At 69.8% G+C, this 4,018-nt stretch carries 3 protein-coding genes and 1 pseudogene; 3 read left to right on the top strand and 1 reads right to left on the bottom strand.

Annotated elements, in window-relative coordinates; translation table 11 throughout:
• The 3 genes and pseudogenes from fbiC to D471_RS0100700 form a co-directional block, all read left to right on the top strand.
• Positions 1-734, top strand: a pseudogene (gene fbiC, locus D471_RS32440) (7,8-didemethyl-8-hydroxy-5-deazariboflavin synthase); the annotation flags it as partial.
• A 52-nt stretch (positions 735-786) separates the two neighbouring features.
• Positions 787-1,065, top strand: coding sequence for a hypothetical protein (locus D471_RS0100705; RefSeq protein ID WP_017596850.1), 279 nt, complete (start codon positions 787-789; stop codon positions 1,063-1,065).
• 10 nt (positions 1,066-1,075) lie between these two features.
• Positions 1,076-1,453, top strand: a complete 378-nt coding sequence (locus D471_RS0100700; protein WP_017596849.1) for a PIN domain-containing protein — start codon at positions 1,076-1,078, stop codon at positions 1,451-1,453.
• 59 nt (positions 1,454-1,512) lie between these two features.
• Here the strand turns inward: D471_RS0100700 and D471_RS0100695 are convergent, their stop codons facing one another.
• Positions 1,513-3,873 carry a chitinase C-terminal domain-containing protein gene (locus D471_RS0100695; protein WP_026127279.1) on the bottom strand — a complete coding sequence of 787 codons (2,361 nt, stop codon included), beginning with the start codon at positions 3,871-3,873 and terminating at the stop codon, positions 1,513-1,515.
• Between the last annotated feature and the right edge of the window lie 145 nt (positions 3,874-4,018).

Genomic DNA, 4,018 nt, shown 5'->3' with positions numbered 1-4,018 from the left:
CCCCCCCCGCCCTGCCGATCCGAGAGTGGCTCACGCGGGCGCGCGAGGCGGGTCTCGGGTCGATCCCGGGGACGGCCGCGGAGATCCTCGACGACGAGGTCCGCTGGATCCTCACCAAGGGCAAGCTGCCCGCGCGCGAGTGGATCGAGGTGATCACGACCGCGCACGACCTGGGCATCCCCACGACCTCCACGATGATGTACGGGCACGTGGACTCCCCGCACCACTGGGTCGCCCACCTCAAACTGCTGCGCTCGCTCCAGGAGCGCTCCCTGGAACGCAACGGGCGTCCGGGGTTCACCGAGTTCGTGCCGCTGCCGTTCGTGCACACCAACGCCCCCATCTACCTCGCGGGGCTGGCCCGGACGGGCCCGACGGTGCGGGAGAACCGGGCGGTGCACGCCCTGGCCCGGCTGCTGCTGCACGGGAGCATCGACAACGTCCAGTGCTCGTGGGTGAAGCTCGCCGAGGACACGTGCCGCCAGCTGCTGGCGGGCGGGGTCAACGACGTGGGCGGAACGCTCATGGAGGAGACGATCAGCCGGATGGCGGGGTCGGGGCAGGGGTCGTACAAGACGATCAGCGACATCCGTGCCCTGGTCGCGCCGACAGGACGTCCGCTCCGCCAGCGCACGACGCTGTACGGGCGGGTCGACGAGGAGCGGCGCCGGGCGGCGGAGGCCAGCGACGGGGTCGCCCCCAGCGTCCGGCGTTCCACCCTGCCGCTCGTGTGACCTCCTCCGTCGACTCCGGGACACAGGAGTATGAGCAGAGTATGATTCGAGTATGACGAACAAGCGCGTCACGATCAGCGTGCCGGAGGAGATCGTGGCCAAGGCCCAGCGTGCGGTGGATTCCGGGCAGGCCGGTTCGGTCTCCGCGTACTTCACGGAACTCGCGGAGAACGCGCCGGACTGGGGGGCCATCAGGGCGACGCTCGATGAGCTGAAAGCCGAGGTCGGAGAGGTTTCGGCCGAGGACAGGCAGTGGGCCAGGGAGGCTCTGGGGTTGGACGGGGCGGACGAGTTCCCCGGTTTCGAGGACAACTCCCACGCCGCCGCCTAGGGTTCTCGGCATGAAACAGGTCGTCCTCGACTCGGGATTCCTCATCGCCCTCGAACGAAGGGATCCTCGGGCCTATCAGGTTCAGGAACTCCTGTATGAGGCGAGTGCCGTCGCACACGTGTCGGCTGGGGTGCTGGCCCAGGTGTGGCGGGGCGACCCCCGTCAACAGGTCATCGCCAAGCTCCTGAAGTTCAAGGGCGTTCTCGCGCACCCGTTGGACCCTGGGAGCGCGCGCCGGGTCGGGGCCCTGCTCGCTCGTAGCGGTACGAGCGATGTGGTCGACGGTCACGTGGCCCTGCTGGCCGCGGAGCTGAACGCGACGGTCCTCACCTCCGACCCCGACGACATCGGCAAGCTCGATCCGACGCTGCGGATCGTACGGGTCTGAGCGGCGAAAGGGGGCGCGACACCGGAAACGGCGTCGCGCCCCCTTCGCGCGGGGCGGGGTCAGCAGGTGCCGAGGGACTCCCAGGCGCCCCACTCGCCGGTGGTGCCCGGCTCGGCCTGGGTCCACCACTTGGCCCGGTAGGCCGCGCCGTTGTGGGTCACGGTGTCGCCCTGGGTGTAGGTCCCGGGCGCCCAGGCCGGAGCGGCGCAGTCGTCGGGGTTGCCCCCGCCGCCGTCGCCACCGCCGCCCGCGGGCGCGTCGACCAGCGTGCCCTCGCGGGGGTTGTCGTAGGTGATGGCGTACTCGTTGGTTCCGACGGTGACGCGGAAGTTCGACGGCTGCGCGATCGGCAGCCGGTAGCTGAGCACGAAGTCCAGCGAACCCCCGGCGGGGATGCTCTGCCAGCTCGGAACGGTCAGCTCCACCCGGTGGAAGTCGCCGTCCAGGCCGCCGACGTTGTCGCCCCGGTCGTGCCCGTTCTGCACGTGGGTCAGGCCCATGCCGGACTGGTCGCTCATGTTGGCCGGTGCCGAGGTGCCGTAGTCGAACGTGATCGTCGAACCGCCGGGGATCTCTCCGGCCGAGTTGTTCGTGATGGTCACGTCGGGGGTGATCGGGTAGTTGTTGTCGCCCAGCGCGAACCCGTGGAAGTCGACGTCGACGTCGAGGACCTCCGCGGGGGCGGCGGTCTCCGCCTTGACGGCGCCGTAGGGGCCCGCGTTGCTGAGCGTCTGGTGGAGGTTGGTGATGAGCGTGTCGCCCATCTCGTACTGGCCCTTGGCGTCGTTGTAGGCGTAGTCGCCGGCCATCTCCCAGATCATCACGCCGCCCAGTCCGGTACCCGCGACGTAGTCGGCCTTGGCGGTGATGGTCTGGTCCGCGTCACCCGACAGGAACGTGTTCGTGGTGGAGTTCCACCACCACTCGTTCTTGGTCACGTCGTCCCAGTGGCGCGTGTAGGAGCCCTCGATCCCGTCGGTGACCCCGTAGTCGGCCACGTAGTCGCCGACGACGCCGTTCTCCAGGTTCAGCACGTGCCAGATCGGGTTCGCCCCGGCCGCGATGGCGTTCCCGGTCACGGGGTCGCTGTCGTGCCACAGGTTGTCGATGCCGTCCGCGCCGTCGCCGCAGGGCACGGAGACACCGGTGCCGGGCTGGCACTGGGTCTGGTCGGGGAGCGCGGAGGTGCCCCAGAGACCGTTGGTGCCGCCCTGGACGTCCTTCCAACCCCTGGTGTAGAAGGGCACGCCGAGGTTGATCCGCCCCGCCTGCATGGCGCCGCGGAAGTAGTGGTGCGCCCAGTCGGCGTTGAGGTAGCCGATCCCGTCGTAGGCGTTGTAGACGTCGGCCAGCTCGGGATCCTGGCCGCTGTCGTAGAGCGCGCCGTTGTGGCCCACGAAGTGGTTCCACGTGCCGTGCAGGTCGTAGGTCATCATGTTGACGAAGTCCAGGTACTGCACGACCTGGTGCACCTCCTGGCCGCGCAGCAGCCAGCCGGAGGAGGGGACCGCGGCGGTCAGCTGGTAGTACGTGCCGTCCTGGGCGGAGGCCTGGTCGAGCTTCTCGCGCAGGACGCGCATCAGCTCCTCGTAGCCCTCCCAGAGCAGTCCCCGGCGCGCGTCGGAGATCCAGAAGTCGTCGGGGTTGCCCGCGCCGTTGTTGGACGTGGCGTACTCGTAGTCGATGTCGAGGCCGTCGAACCCGTACTGGCGGACGAACTCGACCGCCGAGTCGGCGAAGGTCTCGATGCCCTGGTGGTTGACACCGGTCTCGGTGGTGGTCATCGAGTAGAAGCCGCCCGAGGCCACGCGCTCGCCGTCGGGTCCGAAGTAGCCGCCGGTCTCGGCCCAGCCGCCGACGGCGACCAGGGTCTTGACGCCCGGGTTGTCCTTCTTGAACTTGTTGAGCTGGTTGAAGTGGCCGTTGTAGGAGAACTCGGGGTCGGGCTCCAGGCCGGGTTCGTCCCAGGTCATGCCCGTGGCCGGGTTGTCCGGTGAGTCCGGGCCCACGGACAGGCGGTTGTTCCCGTCGACGTGTCCGAAGGCGTAGTTGATGTGCGAGATCCGGTCCCAGGGGATGTCGTCGACCAGGTAGGTCGGTTGGCCGTTGGAACCGTTGCGCCAGCTGGTGAAGTAGCCGATCACCCGGCGGTCGAGGTTGTTGGGGAGGATCTCGCGCCCGTCGGCGTCGTACACGTCGCAGTACGGGACGTCGACCCCGGGGGTCTGGTGGAGGCCGTCGGGCCGGCAGTCGGCGTTGGCGGCGGGTGCCTGCGGTGCCTGGGGGGCCTGGACGGCGGCGTTCGCGGTCGGCGCCGTGAAGAGCATGCTCGCCGAGACGCACAACCCGGCGGCCGCGGCCCCGAGGGCACGTGCCCATCGGGCGGGTCTTCCCCGTCGCGGGGAGGAAGGGGAGGGCATGGGGGGACCCTTTCTGGAATCGGTTTCTGGGCACACCACGGGCCCCGCCCGCGACCGGAGGCCGGGGATGGGGTCGTGGTGACGGAGGAGGTGGGGGTGGGCCGGAGACGGCGGTGGGGGCCGGGGGCCTCGCGGCGGTCGGTGA

The organism is Nocardiopsis lucentensis DSM 44048, assembly GCF_000341125.1.
Lineage (GTDB): Bacteria > Actinomycetota > Actinomycetes > Streptosporangiales > Streptosporangiaceae > Nocardiopsis > Nocardiopsis lucentensis.
The sequence above is the reverse complement of the archived record's forward strand: the minus strand, read 5'-3'. Positions and strand labels throughout refer to the sequence as shown.

Coding starts and splice junctions, on each gene's coding strand:
- D471_RS0100705 (WP_017596850.1), top strand. CDS start 787: ATGACGAACAAGCGCGTCACGATCAGCGTGCCGGAGGAGATCGTGGCC.
- D471_RS0100700 (WP_017596849.1), top strand. CDS start 1,076: ATGAAACAGGTCGTCCTCGACTCGGGATTCCTCATCGCCCTCGAACGA.
- D471_RS0100695 (WP_026127279.1), bottom strand. CDS start 3,873: ATGCCCTCCCCTTCCTCCCCGCGACGGGGAAGACCCGCCCGATGGGCA.